The organism is Pseudomonas sp. MAFF 730105 (genome assembly GCF_055380705.1).
Genome location: NZ_AP018438.1, coordinates 6,075,658 through 6,093,818 on the forward strand (window position 1 = coordinate 6,075,658; position 18,161 = coordinate 6,093,818).

The 18,161-nt window shown below is 61.3% G+C and carries 18 protein-coding genes; 8 read left to right on the plus strand and 10 right to left on the minus strand.

From position 1 onward, the window contains the following. The first annotated feature begins 117 nt into the window (after positions 1 to 117). The 4 genes from PCOSP_RS26775 (at position 118) to PCOSP_RS26790 (ending at position 3,652) form a co-directional block, all read left to right on the plus strand. Positions 118 to 1,248, plus strand: a complete 1,131-nt coding sequence (locus PCOSP_RS26775) for a PepSY-associated TM helix domain-containing protein (RefSeq protein WP_175362385.1) — start codon at positions 118 to 120, stop codon at positions 1,246 to 1,248. Further along, positions 1,245 to 1,424, plus strand: a complete 180-nt coding sequence (locus PCOSP_RS26780; RefSeq protein ID WP_139640684.1) for a hypothetical protein — start codon at positions 1,245 to 1,247, stop codon at positions 1,422 to 1,424. The genes PCOSP_RS26775 and PCOSP_RS26780 overlap by 4 nt, the downstream gene beginning before the upstream one ends. Before the next feature lie 196 nt (positions 1,425 to 1,620). Next, positions 1,621 to 2,922, plus strand: coding sequence for an MFS transporter (locus tag PCOSP_RS26785; RefSeq protein ID WP_464709851.1), 1,302 nt, complete (start codon positions 1,621 to 1,623; stop codon positions 2,920 to 2,922). A 100-nt stretch (positions 2,923 to 3,022) separates the two neighbouring features. Next, positions 3,023 to 3,652 carry a glutathione S-transferase gene (locus tag PCOSP_RS26790; RefSeq protein ID WP_053190510.1) on the plus strand — a complete coding sequence of 210 codons (630 nt, stop codon included), beginning with the start codon at positions 3,023 to 3,025 and terminating at the stop codon, positions 3,650 to 3,652. Positions 3,653 to 3,835: 183 nt separating this feature from the next. Here the strand turns inward: PCOSP_RS26790 and creD are convergent, their stop codons facing one another. The 4 genes from creD to rloA2 all read right to left on the minus strand — a co-directional run bounded on the left by creD (position 3,836) and on the right by rloA2 (position 8,091). Continuing rightward, a complete protein-coding gene (gene creD, locus PCOSP_RS26795; protein WP_464709853.1) occupies positions 3,836 to 5,209 on the minus strand; it encodes a cell envelope integrity protein CreD in 1,374 nt (457 codons plus the stop codon). A gap of 201 nt (positions 5,210 to 5,410) precedes the next feature. Further along, positions 5,411 to 6,829 (minus strand): two-component system sensor histidine kinase CreC, encoded by a 1,419-nt coding sequence (gene creC / locus PCOSP_RS26800; RefSeq protein WP_464709854.1) that lies wholly within the window; start codon positions 6,827 to 6,829, stop codon positions 5,411 to 5,413. Next, positions 6,829 to 7,515: a two-component system response regulator CreB gene (creB, locus tag PCOSP_RS26805; protein ID WP_175362383.1), complete on the minus strand. Its 687-nt coding sequence runs from the start codon at positions 7,513 to 7,515 to the stop codon at positions 6,829 to 6,831. The genes creC and creB overlap by 1 nt, the downstream gene beginning before the upstream one ends. A gap of 69 nt (positions 7,516 to 7,584) precedes the next feature. Further along, positions 7,585 to 8,091, minus strand: coding sequence for a retropepsin-like aspartic peptidase RloA2 (gene rloA2, locus PCOSP_RS26810; protein WP_464709855.1), 507 nt, complete (start codon positions 8,089 to 8,091; stop codon positions 7,585 to 7,587). Between the two features lie 173 nt (positions 8,092 to 8,264). Here rloA2 and PCOSP_RS26815 point away from each other — a divergent pair, with 173 nt between their 5' ends. Beyond that, the gene (locus tag PCOSP_RS26815; protein ID WP_464709856.1) at positions 8,265 to 9,152 is read left to right on the plus strand and encodes an acyltransferase; all 888 of its coding nucleotides are present in this window, start codon (positions 8,265 to 8,267) and stop codon (positions 9,150 to 9,152) included. On the opposite strand, the gene PCOSP_RS26820 is transcribed toward PCOSP_RS26815, so the two are convergent. Beyond that, the gene (locus PCOSP_RS26820) at positions 9,153 to 9,731 is read right to left on the minus strand and encodes a DUF2780 domain-containing protein (protein WP_041022262.1); all 579 of its coding nucleotides are present in this window, start codon (positions 9,729 to 9,731) and stop codon (positions 9,153 to 9,155) included. 286 nt (positions 9,732 to 10,017) lie between these two features. On the opposite strand from PCOSP_RS26820, the gene PCOSP_RS26825 reads away from it, so the two are divergent. From PCOSP_RS26825 to PCOSP_RS26835, 3 genes are all read left to right on the plus strand, one after another. Next, positions 10,018 to 10,431, plus strand: coding sequence for a DUF3757 domain-containing protein (locus tag PCOSP_RS26825; protein ID WP_464709857.1), 414 nt, complete (start codon positions 10,018 to 10,020; stop codon positions 10,429 to 10,431). Between the two features lie 84 nt (positions 10,432 to 10,515). Continuing rightward, entirely contained in the window at positions 10,516 to 11,094 is a 579-nt protein-coding gene (locus PCOSP_RS26830) for a hypothetical protein (RefSeq protein WP_464709858.1), read from the plus strand. Positions 11,095 to 11,269: 175 nt separating this feature from the next. Beyond that, positions 11,270 to 11,614 carry a hypothetical protein gene (locus PCOSP_RS26835; protein WP_464709859.1) on the plus strand — a complete coding sequence of 115 codons (345 nt, stop codon included), beginning with the start codon at positions 11,270 to 11,272 and terminating at the stop codon, positions 11,612 to 11,614. Positions 11,615 to 11,677: 63 nt separating this feature from the next. Here PCOSP_RS26835 and fdhA read toward each other — a convergent pair whose 3' ends face one another. The 5 genes from fdhA to PCOSP_RS26860 form a co-directional block, all read right to left on the minus strand. Next, positions 11,678 to 12,877: a formaldehyde dehydrogenase, glutathione-independent gene (gene fdhA / locus PCOSP_RS26840; RefSeq protein WP_041022259.1), complete on the minus strand. Its 1,200-nt coding sequence runs from the start codon at positions 12,875 to 12,877 to the stop codon at positions 11,678 to 11,680. A gap of 183 nt (positions 12,878 to 13,060) precedes the next feature. Next, positions 13,061 to 13,918 (minus strand): formyltetrahydrofolate deformylase, encoded by an 858-nt coding sequence (purU, locus tag PCOSP_RS26845; protein ID WP_047702346.1) that lies wholly within the window; start codon positions 13,916 to 13,918, stop codon positions 13,061 to 13,063. Between the two features lie 125 nt (positions 13,919 to 14,043). Next, entirely contained in the window at positions 14,044 to 14,676 is a 633-nt protein-coding gene (locus PCOSP_RS26850; RefSeq protein ID WP_041022257.1) for a sarcosine oxidase subunit gamma, read from the minus strand. A gap of 132 nt (positions 14,677 to 14,808) precedes the next feature. Then, complete coding sequence (locus tag PCOSP_RS26855) at positions 14,809 to 17,826, minus strand: sarcosine oxidase subunit alpha (RefSeq protein WP_139640705.1); 3,018 nt, start codon at positions 17,824 to 17,826, stop codon at positions 14,809 to 14,811. Continuing rightward, the gene (locus PCOSP_RS26860) at positions 17,823 to 18,152 is read right to left on the minus strand and encodes a sarcosine oxidase subunit delta (RefSeq protein ID WP_464709861.1); all 330 of its coding nucleotides are present in this window, start codon (positions 18,150 to 18,152) and stop codon (positions 17,823 to 17,825) included. The genes PCOSP_RS26855 and PCOSP_RS26860 overlap by 4 nt, the downstream gene beginning before the upstream one ends. Between the last annotated feature and the right edge of the window lie 9 nt (positions 18,153 to 18,161).

Genomic DNA, 18,161 nt, shown 5'->3' on the forward strand with positions numbered 1-18,161 from the left:
TTGCCTTTGCAGGCCTTTGAGGGGCACTTGTGGCGAGGGGATTTATCCCCTCGCCACAATGACTCTTGAACTTGGGCCTAGTTACATCAGCATGAACCTCCCGCATCCGGACCCTCCATGAAAAGCAAAACCATCCGCCGCTGGTCCTTTGTCCATACGTGGTCCAGCCTGATCTGCACGGTGTTCCTGCTGATGCTGGCAGTCACCGGGTTGCCACTGATTTTTCATCACGAGATCGAGCAGTTGTTGGGCGACGCTCCGGAGTTTCGGGACATGCCCGCCGATACGCCGCGGCTTGACCTCCAGCAACTGGTGGAAAAGGCCAAGGCCCATCGCCCGGGTGAAGTGGTGCAGTATTTTGGCTGGGACGAGGACGAGCCCAACGGCGTCGTCACCATCATGGCCCCGACACCGGGTACCGAACCCAATGCCTCCCATACTTTCATGCTCGACGCCCGTACCGGCGAGGCCCTGGAGACACCTGCGGCCAATGGCGGCTTCATGATGGTCATGCGGCGCCTGCACGTGGACATGTATGCCGGGCTGCCTGGCAAATTATTGCTGGCATCGATGGGACTGCTGTTCGTGGTCGCCATCGTTTCCGGCGTGGTCCTGTACTTGCCGTTCATGCGGCGCCTGAAGTTCGCCACGGTGCGCCAGGACAAGTCCCCGCGTCTGCGCTGGCTCGACCTGCATAACCTGATCGGCGTGGTCACGCTGGTCTGGGCATTGACGGTTGGAGTCACCGGCGTAATCGCCGCCTGCGCCGACCTGATCATCGCGGCGTGGCGCAACGACAGTCTCAGTGCCATGGTCGAGCCCTACCGCAACGCGGCGCCACTGGAGCAACTGGCGCCGGCCACCCGCCTGCTGGACATCGCCAGGAACGTCGCACCCGGCATGGAGCCGAGCTTCATTGCTTTCCCCGGCACCTTGTTTTCCAGTGCACACCACTATGGCGTGTTCATGAAGGGCAGTACCCACCTGACCGCCCATCTGCTGACACCGGTACTCATCGACGCCAGCACTCTGGACGTCACCGCCGTGGCCGAACGACCGTGGTACATGGACCTTATGAGCCTGTCCCTGCCGCTGCACTTCGGCGACTACGGCGGCAGGCCGATGCAGATCTTCTGGGCGGCCCTGGACGTGCTGACGATCATCGTCCTCGGCAGCGGCGTTTACCTCTGGGTGGTGCGGCGTAGAACGAACCTGCGCGTGGCTGCCGATAGGGAGGCCGTCTCGTGAAGCCCCGGCAGTCAAGTGTCTGGAAAGTGTTCGGCATGCCCGCAGCCATTGGCGCCCTTTGCGCAGCTGGGCTATTCAGCGCCTTGCTCGGCGATGGTCTGTGGGATGCGGTGAGCTGGCTGGGGCTGGGTATCCCTTCTGTCGTGGCGGTGTGGGGACTGGTCCCGCGCCGCTGAGTCACCAGGGCGCTCTAACCGATTGAGCCCCCTCCACAGACCAGTCATACGATGACGCCATCCTCGGGCGCCCTGAAACTCGCCCAATCGCTGACATATTTGTTGACAAATTATTCCTTGCACTTCTATAAAGGCTAATGTTGTACGACAACCTACAACAGCGACACCAACTCCAAAAATAATCGATGGTGAAGTGATGAAGATTAAAGGCATCCGCTGGTGGATGGTCGGCCTGGTCACGGCCGGCCTGATGGTCAACTACCTGGCGCGCAATACCCTCTCGGTGGCTGCTCCGACCCTGATGAGCGAGATGAATATCTCCACCGAGCAGTACTCCCATATCGTCGTCGCCTGGCAAATCTGCTATGCGCTGATGCAGCCGGTGGCCGGTTACATCATCGATGCCATTGGCACCAAGATGGGCTTCGCCATTTTCGCCTTCGCCTGGTCTATCGCCTGCGCCGCCGCAGCAATGGCCTCGGGCTGGCAAGGCCTGGCATTTTTCCGTGGCTTGCTTGGCCTGACAGAAGCCGCCGGGCTGCCCGCCGCCGTCAAGGCATCGACCGAATGGTTCCCCGCCAAGGAGCGCTCGGTCGCCATCGGCTGGTTCAACATCGGCTCGTCGATCGGTGCTGTCCTCGCGCCGCCGCTGGTGGTCTGGGCAATCCTGAACAGTGGGTGGGAACTGGCATTCCTGATCGTCGGTGGCCTGGGCATCGTCTGGACGTTTCTCTGGCTGGTCCTCTATAAGCACCCCCGTGACCAGAAGCGCTTGAGCGACACCGAGCGCGATTACATCATCAGCGGCCAGGAAGCCCACTTCCAGGAGCAGAATCCGAAGAAAGGCAACTGGAAAAAGATCATCGCCAGCCGCAACTTCTACGCCATCGCCTGCGCCCGGATCCTCTCCGAGCCGGCCTGGCAGACCTTCAACGCCTGGATCCCGCTGTATCTGATGACCGAGCGGCACATGAACATCAAGGAGATCGCGATGTTCGCCTGGCTGCCGTTCCTGGCCGCCGACCTGGGTTGCGTGCTGGGCGGTTACCTGAGCCCGTTCTTTCACAAATACTGCAAGGTGTCGCTGTTCACCTCCCGCAAGATGGTCTTGCTGTTCGGCGCGTCCTGCATGGTTGGCCCGGCCTGCATCGGCCTGGTGGACAGTCCGTACACCGCAATCGCCCTGCTGTGCATTGGTGGCTTTGCCCACCAGACCCTGTCGGGTGCGTTGTATGCCATCACGTCCGACTCGTTCGGCAAGAATGAAGTCGCCACCGCCACCGGCATGGGCGGCATGTTCGGTTACCTGGGCGCCGCGGCCTTCACGCTGTTGTTTGGCGTGATGGTGACAAAAATCGGCTATAGCCCGCTGTTCGTGCTGCTGGCGATTTTTGACGTGATTGCTGCGTTCATCGTCTGGACCGTCGCCCGGGAACTCAAGCAACAACCGGCAACGCCAGCCCCGTTGGAGCCGCAGGCCCTTCAACCGGCCGTGTGATCCGAGGCACAGACCGGGCCGCAGGGCTCGGTCACCCTTGCCTTGCGCATTGATGATCGCGCTATGCTGCGCGACATCCTTCCCTGATCGAGACGCTGCCATGTCCGTTCCCAGCATGACGCTGTTCCACAACCCCGCCTCGCCCTTCGTTCGCAAGGTCCTGGTGCTGCTGCACGAAACCGGCCAGCAGGACCGCGTGGCGTTACAGCTCAGCCAGCTCACGCCCGTCAAACCGGACCAGAAACTCATCGATGACAACCCGTTGAGCAAGATCCCGGCCCTGCGCCTGGCCAACGGCAGTGTGATCCACGACAGCCGCGTCATCCTCGATTACCTCGATCACCAGCACGTCGGCAATCCACTGATCCCCCGTGACGGCGCGGCCCGCTGGCGGCGCCTGACCCTGGCCTCCCTGGCTGACGGGATCATGGATGCGGCGGTGATGGTCCGCTATGAAACCGCCCTGCGGCCGGCGGAAAAGCACTGGGACGAATGGCTCGACGCCCAACGGGACAAGATTCGCCGCGCCTTGGGCATGCTCGAAGCCGAAGCGATTGCCGAACTGGCCAGCCATTTTGACGTGGCGTCCATCAGCGTCGCCTGCGCCTTGGGTTACCTGGACCTGCGCCATCCCGACCTGGAATGGCGCAAGACCCATCCGCAGCTGGCGGCGTGGTTTGCCGAGGTGAGCTTGCGGCCTTCAATGGTCGCTACCGTGCCCAGGATCTAGATCTTTCTCCAAATGTGACGACCTCATCGCGAGCAGGCTCGCTCCCACAAAGGACAGCCCCGGACCTGTGGGAGCGAGCCTGCTCGCGATAGAGGCCCACCGGATCCAACGGAAACAACTCAGATACAAGCGCCACGAGCACTTCCCTCACCCGCCGATCTTCGCGCAACCCCAGCGACCGGCTCATTTCACCTCTCCCAGATCGAAGGTCATGGCAGGCGCCGGTTTCGATCCGACCCCGTACCAATCCAGTTTACGGGTCAGCACCATGAACACACCCAACAGCCCGAACAGCAACAGCGAGCCCATCAACAGTGCGTAGTCTTCGGCACTCAACAAGCCGTAGAGCAAGGCATACAGCGCCGCCAACCCCGCCGAGAAGCCCAGGCCATGGTTCACGCTGCGCAGCACATGGCAGACGTAGAACCCGATCAACAGTACACAGGCACTGGCCGACACCAGGTACGCCGGGGCAAAGCCGATGTGTTCCGACAGAGACAACAGCAGCAGGTAGAAGAATGCCAGCGCCACGCCCACCAGGGCATATTGGACCGGGTGCACCGCCAGGCTCTTGAGCACTTCGAAAAGGAAGAAGCCGGCGAAGGTCAGGGCGATGAACAGCAACGCATATTTGATCGCACGATCGCTCTTGAGGTACTGGTCCACCGGGTCGATGAAGCTCACGCCGAAGGCACGGCTGCGGAACGTCTCACAGCTCTCGCCCGACACGCAGTTCTGCAACGCTTCTTCAAGGTTGGTCGAGAAGAACGAGGTCTGCCAGTCGGCGCTGAAGCCCTTCTCGTTGATGTCGCGGCTGACGGGCAAGTAGTTGCCGATGAAGCTCGGGTGCGGCCAGTCGGCGGTCAAGTGCACTTTGCTGGTCTTGCCCACCGGCAGGATCTGCAACTCGCCGGTGCCTTGCAGGCTCAGGTCGAAACCGAAAGTCAGTTCGGCGCTGTTCTGGGCGTTGACCATCGGCAGCGGCACATGCACCCCCTGCCCCACCCAGCCGACCCGCGAGCCGGGCAGGAAGTCCACCGTCTGCTGGTTGAGTTTCAGAGTCAGCGCATTCTCGATACCCCGGATGTCGCTGATGCCCACGGTCAGGTACGGTTCGTCGAAGCGGTAATCAGCCATATCCTTGGCGGCCAGGCCATAGCGCTCAGGCACCTTGAAGCGTCCATCGATCCGGTTGTCGGCGTGGAACAACCGCGCCTCGTAGATCCCCCGGGCACGGGTTTCGGTCCGAACCTGGCCGTCGAGTTCGAACTGCTCCGGCAGGAAATACAACTCACCGCTCTGCTCAACGGTTTCCAAGAAGCGGACACCGGTTTTTTCGTTGGTATTCCAGACCCGCACGTCCTTGCGAAACGGCACCACGATCATCGGCCCGATGAGCTGCTGGCTGTGGCTGGAGCTGCTGGCGATCTCCTGCAACACACCGTCGCGCAGGGACTGGCGTTCGTCGATGAGGCCGTTGATCATCAACAGCGGAATCATCAGCAAGAGAATCAATAGGGCGATCATGCCCAGTTTTATGGCGAGACTGCGGTTCATGTGGGGCTCTCCCTGTTCGAATGGGGAGAGTCTGGCGGCGCTGTGTGGGCTGTTTATGTAGGCAATATGGAGATTGTGTGGAGACTAGAGAACCTGTGGGAGCGAGCCTGCTCGCGAAAGCGGTGTGTCATTGAGGATGATGTCGACGGGTTCACCGCATTCGCGAGCAGGCTCGCTCCCACAAAGGCTATGCGCCGAATCTCAGGGCAACCGCAGCACCACTTCCACCCCGCCCTCGACATTGCCGATAGCGAATTCGCCTCCATGCAGCTGCACCACTTCCTCCACGAAATTGAGCCCCAGGCCGGTGCTCTTGCGGCCGGTGTCCGGGCGCGGCAGGGAATAGAAGCGCTCGCTCAGGCGCGGCAGGGCGTAGTCGGGAATCGGCTCGGCCTGGTTGAACAGGCGGATCTCGACACGATTGCCGCTGCGCCCGGCACTGACGCGCAACACGCCTTCGGCGGGGGTGAAATCCAAGGCATTGTCCAGCAGGTTGCCCAAGGCCTGGCGCAACAGAAACGCTTCGCCGGTCAGCGTCAGGTCGGCGGCGATGTGCCGCTCGACCCGCAGTTGCCGGCGTTCGATCCAACCGCTACGGGCCTCCAGCAGTTCATCCAGCAGCGCCGCCAGCGGCACCGCGACCTGTTCTTCCAGGCCCTGGCGCTGCTCGACCTGGGCCAGGTTGAGCAACCGTTCGATCAGCTGTTGCATGCGCACGCTTTCACTGTCGATGTTGCTGACAAAGCGCTGGTGCTGCGCGGCGGGCATGTCGCTCTGCAACAGCTCGGCGGCGCCGCGAATCGCCGCCAGCGGGCTCTTGAGTTCGTGCGTCAGGGTGTGCACGTAGCGCTCGACGTAGGCCTTGCCTTCGAGCTGCGTACGCATGTGCTCCAGGGCGTGCGCCAGTTGCTCGAACTCGCCGCCGCGATAATGCGGCACTTCCACTCGCTGCCCTTGGCTGACGGCTTGGGCATAGGCGGTCAAGCGGCGTAGCGCCGAGCTGAGCCACCACGACAGCAACGCCCCCAGCACCAGGCCGAGGCCGATCAAGCCGACACCATAGAGCAGCAGTCGCCGTTCCGTGCGGTCGATATAGGGCTGTAGCGAGCTATTGGGCTTGGCCACCGTGACCACGCCGATGATCCGGCCGTTATCGCGGATCGGCGCACCGACGTGCATCACCGAAGAGCTCGGGTCATCCGCGACGCTGCGGCTCGAGCGGGCACCGTACTGGCCACGCAGGGTCAGGTAGACATCGTTCCAGTTCGAGTAGTCCTGGCCCACCGCCACGCCGCTGGAGTCGAGTACCACGATGCCCTTGGCATCCGTGACGTAGATGCGATGGCTGACCTGGTTCTTCGGCAAGCCCCAGATCGTCGCCGCCGGTTGACGCTCGCCGTAGGCCTTGAGCAGCTGCGGCCAACGATTCTGGTTGAGCGTCCCAGCCTTGAAATCATCCCGCAGGATCTCGGCCATCAGGTTGGCCGTGTCCACCAGGGTTTCCTCGGTGGACTGACGAACGCCGGGACGGATCTGCTCGATCACCGTGCCGAGCACGAAATACCCGGTCAAGCCGATGAACAGCACATAGACCAGAAAGATGCGGATTCCCAACGGCATCAGCTATGCCCCGGGCTGTAGCTATAGCCGAGGCCACGATGGGTCTGGATCGGTTCGGCCTCGGCCCTGACCAGGCGCAACTTGGCGCGCACGCTCTTGATGTGGCTGTCGATGCTGCGCTCGTAGCCGGCATCGCTGGCCACGCCCAGGGCGTCGAGCAGCTGTTCGCGACTGAATACCCGTTCGGGCTGCTCCAGCAGACAGTTCAGCAGGCGGAATTCGTGGCGAGTGAGGTTCAGCGGTTTACCGCGATAATTGATTTGCACGCGATCGCTGTCCACCTGGAACAACGCCGCGCCCAGTTCCCCGGCCGGTCGTGGCACTGGCGCTACCCGCTTGAGGATCGCCCGGACCCTGGCGGCCACTTCGCGAGGGCTGAAGGGTTTGACCACGTAATCATCGGCACCGATCTCCAGACCCACGATCCGGTCGATCTCACCATCCCGGGCTGTCAGAAAAATGACCGGAACGTCGCTGAAACGTCTGAGATTTTTGCAAGTCTCGAAACCACTGATATCCGGCAGCCCCACGTCGAGGATGATCAGGTCCGCGGGGGTGCTTTTCTGGTGTTCGAGCGCGGCGGCCCCAAGGCTCAGCCAAGTGGTCTCGAAGCCCTCCCCTTGCAGGGCGAACACCAGCGTATCGGCGATGGCGGCTTCGTCTTCGACAATCAGAATATGAGGCATGTCTTGCGAGCCCGACAGTAAAGTTGCCGGAACGGTGCCCCAAGCCTTGGGGCACGTCAATCGGGGAAATCAGCAGTCGGGCTTGTCCGCCGTGAAACGTCGGGCCGGGTTCACCGCCGCACCGAATTCGCGCAGGGCCTTGGCGCCGATCAATAGCGGGTAATTGAAACTGCTGCGGTCGGTCAGGTTGACCTCGACGGTACGCTTGACGTTACCCAGGCACAGCTCCAGGTCCACGACCGGACGTTTGGTGGGGGCGATCTTTTCATCGTCGTCCTCATCCTCCTCGGAACGGGTCTTGATCTTGCTGATGCGTGCGATCTTGTGCTCGTAGACCTTGTTGCTCGCGTCCTTGGTCGCCAGGCGGAAGCGCACCCAGTCATCACCGTCGCGGGTAAACGTTTCAATGTCCTTGGCCGACAGCGAGGCGGTCAGGGCCCCGGTGTCCATCTTGGCCTTGAGCACCTCACCGCCGATTTCCGGCAGCGCGATGTATTCGTAACGTCCATAGAGGGTCGGCTCGGCGGCCAGCACGGGAAGGGCCGCCAGGGAAAGCAGGGCGAAAATGGATTTCATGCAATAGGGCTCCGTGTGGGTGGCTTTTTAGACCGTGAGCGGCGGATTCGTTCGGTTGCTCCAGAAGGGCAACCAGCATATCGCTCAAAAGGTGAAACATTCGTCCACCACAATTTGGCCTGCCGCCCGAAGCTGCTTATCATGGCCCGCCCACCCGCTTGCAAGAGTCATTTATGCGCCGCCTGCTCACCGGCTGTTTCGTCACCCTGCTGCTGTTGCTCAATACCCTGGTGCTGTTCGGGCCGTTGATGGTGTTCGCGCTGCTCAAGCTGATCCTGCCCGGACGCCTTCGCGACTATGCCTCGTGGGGGGTGATGTGGATCGCCGAAACCTGGGCCGAGATCGACAAACTGATCTTCGCCCTGTGCATCCCCACCCGTTGGGACATTCGCGGCGGCGAAGGCTTGCGTGGCGATACGTCTTACCTGGTCATCAGCAATCACCAATCCTGGGTGGATATTCCCGCCCTCGTCCAGACCCTCAACCGGCGCACGCCGTTCTTCAAGTTTTTCCTCAAGAAGGAGCTGATCTGGGTGCCGTTCCTGGGATTGGCCTGGTGGGCGCTGGATTATCCGTTCATGAAGCGCTACACCAAGGCTTTCCTGGCAAAGAACCCGGAACTGGCCGGCAAGGACCTGGAAATCACTCGGGCGGCCTGCGAGCTGTTCAAGCGCCAGCCCGTCACCGTGGTGAACTACCTCGAAGGGACACGCTTTACCGCCGCAAAAAACCAGCAGCAGCAATCCCCCTTTACCCACTTGCTCAAGCCCAAGGCCGGTGGCGTGGCGTTCGTGCTGGCGGCCATGGGCGAACAACTGGACGCGATACTGGATGTCACCGTGGTGTACCCGCAGGAACGGATTCCGGGGTTCTGGGATTTGATCAACGGTTCCGTGCCGAGGGTCATCATCGATATCCGGACCCGCCCGCTGGATCCAGCACTGTGGCAAGGCGATTACGAAAACGACCCGGTGTTTCGCCAGCATGTCCAGAACTGGGTCAACCAGCTCTGGACCGAAAAGGACCGACGCATCGCCACCTTGCTTGACGAGCGCTGCTGATCAGATACCGGCGCCGGTGCCCCAGATGCCACCGAGGTTCTGCAGCAAGGAGCTGGCTACGCCTTGCTGACCGAGGTACTGGAGGATCACCGGGGCAAACTGACCGATCATGCCGCTGTCCATGCCCAACGCACTGAAGGCGTTGTTCAAGTCATTGGTGTCCTTGACGTTACCCAGCAGGCCATCGAGCAGGGCATTCTTCTGCGAACCGCCACCGAGCAGGCCGCCCAGGCCATTGAGCCCGCCAATGGCGCTGTTGCCGGCGATCTGGTCCAGGCCCGGCACACTTTGGCTCAACTCGGAAAACTGCGGTTCGCTGAGACGATTCTTCGCCAACCCCAACATCGCACCGGCACCGCCGACGGCCTGTTCCGGTGTGATCTTCAATTCCGAACCCAACGTGTTGAGCAGCCCGGCGGCCTCGGGCGCGGCGGCCACGGCGCCCTTCCCCTGCTCACCCTGACCGCCCTGCATGGCCGCCACCGCATTGGCCGCATCACTGAGGCTGAACTGCGCGAAGGCTGGACTGGCCGCCAGCGAGAGCAGGCAAGACAGTGCAAAACCGCGTGAAACCTTCATTGCGAACGTCCTCTTGAGCCAAAAAAAACCGCCCGAGATGAGGGCGGCACAAAATCGTGGGTTGGACTGAGGGCAGCAGGGATTGTTCCCCGGCCACATTCCGACCGTCTTCGGACCAAGCTACAAACGTCCCTCGATTGTCCCCCGCATAGAGGACGACTATCACCGAAAGTGCTATGAAGGCTGCGAGCTAATTCTACATAGGCATAAAAAACTGTCAGGATTGACAGTAGCTCGATCGGCTCCAATGGGGACCATGTTCAATGTGAACCAATGGAGCCTGGACATGAAAAATACTCTGACGGGATGCACGTGGTTATTTCTATTGTTTATCAACCATGTTAAGGCCGGTGAAATAACCTGTCCTGCCATTGCGGAGGTTCGTGAACACCTGAAACTCTCGGATGTTAAGTCCATAGAAGTACAGGATGATCGGGAGTGGGCAGATCAGGGCGCTATTAAAATGGTCGATCCCGCATCCATGAAACTCAACGGTGCCGAGTTTGCTCTCCCCGACATTGACGTTCCACAAACACCGGGAAGAGCAACCCTCACTTGCGCATATGCGTCCGTAAATCTGGCCCTCCAGTATCTTCAAGTACAGCCGCCTTTTTCAGAGTGGACGAACCGGCGCTGCGAAAATCTTGCCCTTCAGGTGTGCAATCTCATCAATGCTGACGACTTCAACCTGAGTTTCTGATTGATTTATCGTTCACCCGCCGCTGGCAGATGACCCGGAGTCAATAGATACCGTACAGTGCGCCTCCCCCTGAAGAGTTTGCCCATGGACGTAAAAATTGGTGGCGCCACCCTCGCGGTCATCCTGGCGGGCATGCTGATTGCGCTGGGTGTCAACGAATGCCAGCGAGGACCGCTGAATCCGGAAGTTGCCGATGGCGTCAGCGAAGAGCAGAAGACCTGGCTGACCATCGAGCACCGCATCAAGCGCTCCGACCCGTCTCTGACCGCGGTAACCCGCGACCAGCAAACGCTTACCATCACCTATCGTCCGGACGCAGCCACCGAGAATGACGAAGGCTGGGTACCGCGCCTGCTGCGTATAGTCGGCCACGGCCTGGCTGCGCTCAATAACGCCCCTGGGGGCAAGCAGTACGCCCAGGTGACAGTCAAGGCCCGGCTCCTTGCCGACGACGACGTTGAACTGGTTTACGACATGCAGGGATTCGACGCGATCAAGACCCAAAGGGACGGCTACACCACCTTCGCCAGCCTGCCCCGCAGCCTCACATTCGACAGGGATGCGCTTGCCCAGGCCCAGCATGAATGTCGGGCTACGAATGTCTGGGGTTTCTACCCTGACTTCTGCGAGCGAGTCAAAACGGCCACTGTAACCCAGCCCTGAGTTGGGTTATCCATGCTGACGGGGAATGAAACGAACAACTTATGGGTATATAAACGAGCGGGCCTATCTCTTATCAGCCTTGAATGCTGTCAGCTCTGACAGTAGTCGAGGGCCTGCCTATCGATGAACATCCAGACTGTCATCAAGTCACGGAGTACATCGAATGTGCAAAATAATGTTCGCCGGGATGTTTTCGCTCGTGGCTTTGCCTGGCCTTATCCACGCTGCGAATATCGCGTCATGCCCTCAGCCGGGCACCATAAAGTCTTTTCATGCTTCCTCATCTTTTCCACCTCCACATAATGAAGGCTTCAAATACACCGCAACCGATGCAAACGGAGGCTCTTGGTCGGGGGAACAATTTCAATCCAACTCAGACGACTTCCTGAGCCACAATCTCAGAGCAGTCTCCATTTCCGCTACGGGAGACACCTGCCAATACGAGGGAAATCCCCAGGAAGATAATCAGGGCAATGTGATCTATCCCCGAGCGCTGACCCTGACCAAAGACAAAAAATGAGCCCCTGGGACCCAATAAAAAGGGCGACATCACTGTCGCCCTTTTTCCGTCTTGCCTACAGCCTTACGCCGCGCTGAACAGCTTGTGCGGGTCGATCACGAATTTCTTCGGCACGCCAGCGTCGAACTCGCCGTAGCCTTTCGGCGCGTCGTCCAGGCTGATGACCTGTACGCCGACGATTTCCGCGATGTTGATGCGGTCCCACATGATCGCCTGCATCAGCGCACGGTTGTACTTCATCACTGGGGTCTGGCCAGTGTGGAAGCTGTGGGACTTGGCCCAGCCGAGGCCGAAACGGATGCTCAGGGCACCGATCTTGGCGGCGGCATCGACCGCGCCCGGATCTTCGGTGACGTACAGGCCAGGAATACCGATCTTGCCGGCGACACGGGTCACTTGCATCAACGAGTTGAGCACGGTGGCCGGGGCTTCGTGCTTGACGCCGTCATGACCATGACCACGGGCTTCGAAGCCTACGCAGTCAACGGCGCAATCGACTTCAGGTTCGCCCAACAACGCGGCGATTTGCTCGTGCAATGGCGTGTCGGTGGACAGGTCGACAACTTCAAAGCCCTGCGCCTTGGCGTGAGCCAGGCGGATGGAGTTGACGTCGCCGACGATCACCACCGCTGCACCGAGCAGACGAGCAGAAGCTGCAGCCGCCAGGCCGACCGGACCGGCACCCGCGATATACACGGTGCTGCCAGGACCAACGCCGGCAGTCACTGCGCCGTGGTAACCGGTAGGCAGGATGTCGGACAGGCAGGTCAGGTCACGGATTTTCTCCATGGCCTTGTCACGGTCCGGCAGTTTCAGCAGGTTGAAGTCGGCATACGGCACCAGCACGTATTCGGCCTGGCCGCCGGTCCAATCACCCATGTCCACGTAACCGTAGGCACCGCCGGCACGGGCCGGGTTGACGGTCAGGCAGACGCCGGTGTGCTGTTCCTTGCAGGAACGGCAACGACCGCACGCAACGTTGAACGGTACCGACACCAGATCACCGATCTTCAGGTTCTCGACGTCGCTGCCTTTCTCGATCACTTCACCGGTGATCTCGTGACCCAGGACCAGGCCGGTCTGGGCGGTGGTACGGCCGCGCACCATGTGTTGGTCGGAGCCGCAGATGTTGGTGGAGACCACGCGCAGGATGACGCCGTGTTCGATCTTCCTGCCACGCGGGTCCTGCATTTTTGGATAGTCGATTTTCTGGACTTCGACCTTGCCGTTGCCGAGATACACGACACCACGATTACCGGACATGCTTTCACCTCGCTGTTGTTTTTATGAAACCGCGCTGCCCAGGCAGGCAGCGCGTTGATTGCTCGGGTTAGTGCTTGTGTCTTTGTTTCTGTGCTGTATGGGAGCGCCTCATCGCGAGCAGGCTCGCTACCACAATGGATACACAATCTCCTGTGGGAGCGAGCCTGCTCGCGATGGCGCCCGTCAGAGCACCACCGTACGATTGGCGTTCAGGAAAACTCGTCTTTCAATGTGATACCCCACGGCCCGGGCCAATGTGAGCCCTTCGATATCCCGCCCCTTGGCGATCAGGTCCTCGGGATAATGACTGTGGTCCACGACCTCCACGCCTTGGGCGATGATCGGGCCCTCGTCCAGGTCGTTGTTGATGTAGTGCGCTGTGGCGCCGACCAGTTTCACGCCCTTGTTGTAGGCCTGGTGATACGGTTTGGCGCCCTTGAAACCCGGCAGCAGGGAGTGGTGGATATTGATCGCCTTGCCGTCGAGCTTGCGACACAGCTCCGGCGACAGCACCTGCATGTAGCGGGCGAGGATCACCAGTTCGGCACCGGTGTCTTCAATCACCTGCCACACCTGCCGTTCCTGGGCCGGCTTGTCGTTCGGGTCCAGGGGGAAATGGTAGTAGGGAATCTGGTGCCAGTCGGCCAGCGGCTTGAGATCCGGGTGATTGGACACCACCGCGACCACGTCCATGGACAACTGGCCGATGCGCTGGCGGTAGAGCAAGTCGTTGAGGCAGTGATCGGCCTTGGACACCATGATCACCACTTTCGGCCGGTAGTTGGGCGGCGTCAGTTCGAACACCATGCCAAAGGCTTCGGCGCGCTCGGCCAGGCCGGCACGGAAATCCTGCTCGTCGAAACCATCGGGTTGGCGAAACTCCACACGAATGAAGAAACGCCCCGAAAGCCGGTCATCGAAGGAGTGGTGCTCGGTGACGTAGCAGCCCTGCTCGAACAGAAAGCGGGTCACCGCGTCCACCGTGCCGAGCACGCTGGGGCAGTCGGCAGTCAAAATCCATGTGTCTGGGGCGCGGCTCATTCGTGATACTCCTCTGATCGTTCCCACGCTCTGCGTGGGAATGCCGCCATGGACGCTCTGCGTCCGCCTTTGGGGACGCCGAGCGTCCCGGGATGCGTTCCCACGCAGAGCGTGGGAACGATCAATCAGGCCTGCACGCTCAAGCCATACTCAGCCGACGCATCCTGCAGCCACAGCCACCAATAATCGGAGAAGCTGCGGCGGATCAGCAGTTCCCAGGTGTCTTCGGCGGTGTGGCGGATCACCAGTTGCGACTTGGCGAACACCGTGCCCACGGCCTTGCCCACCGGGAAGTTGCTTGGGTGTACATCGTAGCTGGTGGACTTCATCAGCACGTCGCGCACGTTCGGGCCGGACAGTTCGAGAATCTGCTGGCCGCCGCTGACGTTGACGATCTGGATGTGCAGGTCGCCCAGGGCTTCACGCAGTTTCTGCTCGGCGGCGAACTCCTCACCGGTCGGCACGACCAGCAACCATTCATCCGGCCCCATCCATTGCAGGCTGGTCTCGCCCTTGACGATAACGCTCAACGCGCCCGGCAATTCGATGCCGAGAGCCTTGTGCACGCCCGCGGCGAATGCCGCATCGTGACCATCGCCACGGATGGTCAGGTGACCCAGGAGTTTTTTCTCGCGCACGGTCACGCCGGCGTTCTTGCGACCCTTGCCCACCAGGCTGGCGAGGTCGGCATGATGCAGCGACGACTCGGCTTTGGCCCCGGTGGTTGGGCGTTGTTGGTAAACATTGGCTGCTGTCATATAGCACCTGTCTCTTGAATTGATCGTTCCCACGCTCTGCGTGGGAATGCCGCCATGGACGCGCTGCGTCCGCTTTGGGGCGCGGAGCGCCCCGGGATGCATTCCCACGCGGAGCGTGGGAACGATCAGGTATCAAATATTCTGCCGATCGCCCTTCGGATCGAAGAACACCGACGAAACGATCTCTGCCTCGATCACGCTGCCATCAGCCTGCGGCGAGAAGACCCGCTCACCGATACGCTTCAAGCCCCCCTTGACCACACCCATGGCGAACGAATAGCCCAGGGAGTTGTGCGCATAGCTGGAGGTCACGTGACCCACCATGGTCATCGGGATCGACTGCTTGGGGTTGAAGACCAACTGTGCGCCTTCCGGCAGCCAGACATTCGGGTCGATCGGCTTGAGGCCCACCAGTTGCTTGCGGTTCTCACGCACGCAATCTTCACGGTTCATGCCACGCCAGCCGATCCACGAGAACGGCTTGGTACGGCCTACGCACCAGCCCATGTTCAGGTCGTCCGGGGTCATCGAGCCGTCGGTGTCCTGGCCGACGATGATGAAGCCCTTCTCGGCCCGCAGTACGTGCATGGTTTCAGTGCCGTACGGGGTCAGGTTGTACTTCTTGCCGGCCTCGACGATCTTCTCGAGCACGCCCATGGCGTAGTCGGCCTGCACGTTGACTTCGTACGACAGCTCGCCGGTGAACGAGATCCGGAACACCCGCGCCGGCACGCCACCCACCAGGCCTTCTTTCCAGGTCATGAACGGGAAGCCGTCACGATCCAGGTCGATGTCGGTGACTTCGCTCAACAGCTTGCGGCTGTTGGGACCCGACAGGGTCATGGTCGCCCAGTGGTCGGTGACCGAGGTGAAGTACACCTTCAGGTCCGGCCATTCGGTCTGCTGGTAGATCTCCAGCCATTGCAGCACACGAGCCGCACCGCCGGTGGTGGTGGTCATGATGAAATGGTTGTCAGCGACGCAGGCGGTCACGCCGTCGTCGAACACCATGCCGTCTTCCTTGCACATCAGGCCGTAGCGAGCCTTGCCCACGTCGAGCTTGGTCCAGGCGTTGGTGTAGATGCGGTTGAGGAACTCACGGGCATCCGGACCCTGGATGTCGATCTTGCCCAGGGTCGAGGCGTCCAGCAGGCCGACGCTGTCGCGCACAGCCTTGCATTCGCGCTTGACCGCGGCATGCATATCTTCGCCGTTCCTTGGGAAGTACCAAGGGCGCTTCCACTGGCCGACGTCTTCGAATTCAGCGCCGTTCTTCACATGCCAGGCATGCAGCGCAGTGAAGCGAACCGGTTCGAAGATGTGCCCGCAGTGCCGGCCGGCCACCGCGCCGAATGTCACCGGCGTGTAGTTCGGACGGAACATGGTGGTGCCCATCTGTGGGATGCTCACGTTCAGCGAACGGGCCGCGATGGCCAGGCCGTTGACGTTGCCCAGCTTGCCCTGGTCGGTACCGAAGCCCAGTGCGGTGTAGCGCTTGACGTGTTCCACCGACTCGAAGCCTTCGCGGGTGGCGAGCTCGATGGCGGCGGCGGTGACGTCGTTCTGCAGGTCGACGAACTGCTTTGGCGCCCGTGCGGTCCCTTTTTCGTGCGGCACCTGGAACAGCGCCAGGGTAGGCTCTTCGTGGCGGCTCAGGGCTTTAGGCAAAACGCCTTCCACGGTCTTGAAGCCGGCTTCGCTGGCCGCGCGCGCGCCGCCCTCGAAACCATCGGCCAGGGTATCACCGAGGCTGTAGACGCCATTCACGCCGCCGACACATACGCGTTTCTGCGGTGCTTCGCCCGGTACGAAACCGAGGATGTCTTCACGCCAGATCGGCTTGCCGCCCAGGTGCGAAGCCAGGTGGACCACCGGGCTGTAGCCGCCGGAGCTGGCGACCAGGTCGCAGTCCAGCCATTCGCCGGGGCTGGTGACTTTTTGTCCGCGAACGTCGATCGCGGCGACGCGAGCAGCAGTCACGCGCTTGCTGCCACGGGCCTCGATCACGGCGCTACCGGTGAGGATGCGGATGCCTTTGGCGCGTGCTTCTTCCACCAGCGCACCACGTGGGTTGCTGCGGGCATCGGCGACGGCGACGACTTGCAGGCCGGCGTCGAACCAGTCCAGCGCAACGCGATAGGCGTGGTCGTTGTTGGTGGACAGCACCAGCTTCTTGCCCGGTGCCACGCCGTAGCGACGCACATAGGTAGAGACTGCACCGGCCAGCATGTTGCCCGGCACGTCGTTGTTGCCGTAGACCAGCGGACGCTCGCAAGCACCGGTAGCCAGCACCACGCGCTTGGCGCGGACGCGGTTGATGCGCTGACGTACCTGGCCGATCGGCGCGCGGTCACCGAGGTGATCGGTGAGGCGTTCGTGGATGGTCAGGAAGTTGTGGTCGTGATAACCATTCACCGTGGCGCGAGGCAACAGCAACACTTCCGGCATCGAGCGCAGCTCAGCCACCACCGCGGCGACCCATTCGGTCGCCGGCTTGCCGTCCAGGCTTTCGCGGGAATCGAGCAGGCTGCCACCGAACTCTTCCTGCTCGTCAGCCACGATCACCCGCGCACCGCTGCGACCGGCGGCCAAGGCCGCGGCCAGGCCGGCAGGGCCGGCACCGACGATCAGCACGTCGCAGTGACGGTTCATGTAGTCGTAGGTATCCGGATCGTTCTCGGTCGGCGAGCGACCCAGGCCGGCGGCCTTGCGGATGTACTTTTCGTAAGTCATCCAGAACGATTGCGGGTACATGAAGGTTTTGTAGTAGAAGCCCGGCGGCATCAGCTTGCCGCCGACCTTGCCGAGAATGCCCATCATGTCGTTGTTCACGCTCGGCCAACCGTTGGTGCTGGTGGCGACCAGGCCCTGGTACAGCGCCTGTTGCGTGGCTCGCACGTTAGGAATCTGCGTGGCTTCGGTGGCGCCGATCTGCAGCACCGCGTTCGGCTCTTCCGCACCGGCGGCGAAGATGCCCCGTGGACGGGAATACTTGAAGCTGCGGCCGATGATGTCGACGCCGTTGGCCAGCAATGCAGCGGCCAGGGAGTCGCCTTCGAAGCCCTTGTAAGTCTGGCCGTTGAAAGTGAAGCTCAGCACTTTGTTGCGGTCGATCCGTCCGCCGTTGGACAGGCGATTGATCTGGCTCATACCTTCTCTCCCAGAGCCTGTGCGGCCGCTTTCGGACTGTCAGCCTTGTCGGTGAATTGCGGCTTTTGGCCGATCTTGTAGGTTTCCAGGATTTCGTAGCTCACGGTGTCGCGGGTCGCGTTGAAGTACTGGCGGCAACCGGCAGCGTGGATCCACAACTCATGGTGCAAACCGCGAGGGTTGTCGCGGAAGAACATGTAGTCGCCCCACTCCTCGTCGGTGCAGCTGTTCGGGTCCAGTGGGCGTGGGATGTGCGCCTGGCCGGACGAATGGAATTCCTCTTCGGAGCGCAGTTCGCCGCAGTGAGGACAGAAGATGTGCAACATAGGGAATTT